Genomic DNA, 1,782 nt, shown 5'->3' with positions numbered 1-1,782 from the left:
TATACTTGTATTGATGCTGCCGTACATGATCAATATTCCGGAGACACTTGGGCCAACCAGCATCGCCCCAGAAGTAGCAAAAGAAAACATCGAGTTGAACCGTTTCCTCTTTTCAGCTGGCACCAGTTTAGTAATATATGTTTCTGAAGTAGGAGCAAAAAAGGCTCCAGCAACATTTGTTAAGAACATAATGATATAGATTGGTATTAATGAAGAAAAGAATGGGATGATGGCAATAAGAAACCCTCTTATTAGGTCGATGTAAACCATCAGCTTTCGCTTATTCACCCGGTCGATCACGCTGCCCGCCCATGTATTGGTGCAGAGTATTGCTAGCGGCCTGATAATGAACAGCCCGGCAATAGCTGCAGCTGATCCGGTTATTTTCAGAACCAATAAGTTGATTGCTACAAAATATATCCAGTTACCAATGTTTGAAATCCCTATCCCGAATATTAACAATAAGGGATTTTTCCAGCCCTTCAAACAGACCCCTCCTGATGCAGACAATTTTTGCAGTAATATAAATTACTAATCTCTTTTCATCCTATCGGTAACTTCCAAAAGTTTCAAGATACTTTTGGGGTTAAGTTAGAAAAATTTACCAGAACATTTTGTTTGTCACAATATCTTCACAATTATTTTCCCAATAGACAAATTGAAAAACAGCTCTATACCCGCTTTTCGAGGTTTTATAAACCTTATTACTTATATTTTCATATATTTACCAGCTGCTCTCATTCAATTTACCCATTCATAACGTGGTTTTATTTCTTATAATGGTATATAGATTCGAAAAGGAGCTGAAAGCATGAATTCAAATTCGAAACTTGTTTCTAAGATTCTTCCCCTTTTTGCGGCGATTATAGTGATATTTACAATAGCAGCAACCTTTATGGTCCAGAATACAGACAAAAAGGTATCAGTACCCTTTTCTTCATTAGTAAATACAGTTGAGAGTCTTGGCGGGGAAACCGCAACTCTTACAGAAAATATAGATGGTACTCTCCTATTAAAAACGAAAGATTCCACTTTTGTTTCCCAAGTACCACCTGGGAGCCAAATGGTAGAAAAATTAGTAGAAAAAAATAATATAAGCTATGAATATGCCAATAACAGCAAATATGGAGCATGGTTACTTGGCGGAATCCTTATATTGCTTATGGGTGCTGTTTATGTAATCCAAAAGAAAACGGGCGGCATTGGAACAGGAAATAAGATGAAAAACAGTGTTTCCAAACCAGCTCCCCTGCCTTCAATTACATTAGCAAATGTTGGCGGTCTTCAGGATGAAATGAAAGAAGAAATTTTTCAGACTCTATCAATTTTGAAGGATCCTGAGAAATCAGAAAAAATGGGAATCAAACCGCCAAAGGGTATTTTATTATATGGACCTCCAGGAACTGGGAAAACCTTGCTTGCCCAGGCAATCGCGCGTGAATTGAATGCAAGTTTTTATTCCGCAAGTGGGTCAGCATTTAATGAAATGTTCATTGGAGTCGGTGCTTCACGTGTTCGGAGTCTATTTCAGAGCGCACGTAAACAACAAGGGCCTAAAGTGATTTTTATTGATGAAGTAGATGCATTAGCCGGAAAAAGAAAGCCTAATGGAGGCGAAGAAGGAGAAAAAACACTGACTGAGCTTCTTGTGCAGCTGGACGGGGGACATGCGAACGATGGCATCCTCTTTATTGCCGCAACGAACCGCAAGGATATGTTAGATGAGGCCTTCCTTCGTCCTGGCCGGATTGATTTCTCATTCAATGTCCCTCTTCCTGATAC

The 1,782-nt window shown here is 39.2% G+C and carries 2 protein-coding genes; one reads left to right on the top strand and one right to left on the bottom strand.

What is annotated here, in order from left to right:
* On the bottom strand, positions 1 to 486 hold a 486-nt coding region (locus WB217_RS14645), incomplete at its 3' end, for an MFS transporter (protein ID WP_423993972.1).
* 325 nt (positions 487 to 811) lie between these two features.
* Here WB217_RS14645 and WB217_RS14640 point away from each other — a divergent pair.
* Positions 812 to 1,782 (top strand): AAA family ATPase (locus tag WB217_RS14640; protein WP_423993971.1); only part of this gene is annotated, 971 nt, incomplete at its 3' end.

Origin of the sequence: Mesobacillus sp., assembly GCF_049588175.1 — a bacterium.
Lineage (GTDB): Bacteria > Bacillota > Bacilli > Bacillales > Cytobacillaceae > Mesobacillus.
This window is presented reverse-complemented; position numbering and strand designations above follow the sequence as displayed.